This is a genomic window from Streptomyces malaysiense, from assembly GCF_000980885.2.
Classification (GTDB): domain Bacteria; phylum Actinomycetota; class Actinomycetes; order Streptomycetales; family Streptomycetaceae; genus Streptomyces; species Streptomyces malaysiense.
Genome location: NZ_LBDA02000184.1, coordinates 1 through 381, shown reverse-complemented (window position 1 = coordinate 381; position 381 = coordinate 1). Strand labels below are relative to the sequence as shown.

Below are 381 nucleotides of genomic sequence, written 5' to 3'. Positions count from 1 at the left end.
GCACCCGGCACGTCACTGCTGTGCCAGCGCATGTACATCGACGGCACCCGCATCGACCACCAGGGCGGCCCCTGGTCCGACTGCCAACTCGTCAACGGCACCGACGACCCCGGCGCAGCAGGCGAAATGGGCCTCTGGGGGCTCCACGACAAGGGCACCACCGGCACCCGGCTCATGGTCGCCAACCCCGAACCCGACGTCGCCTACGGCATGGTGACCCTCACCGACGGCCACCGGATCAAAGCCACCACCATCACCGTCCCCGGCACCACCTACCGCGCCTGGGCCGCACCCGTCCCCGACGGACAGACCATCGCCTCCGTCGACCAGTACGACAACCACCACCACCGACTCACCCACGACACCAACTGGCGCTGACCA

At 69.0% G+C, this 381-nt stretch carries 1 protein-coding gene; it reads left to right on the top strand.

What is annotated here, in order from left to right:
* Window positions 1–378 (top strand): hypothetical protein (locus VT52_RS38355; RefSeq protein WP_167377783.1); only part of this gene is annotated, 378 nt, incomplete at its 5' end.
* Between the last annotated feature and the right edge of the window lie 3 nt (window positions 379–381).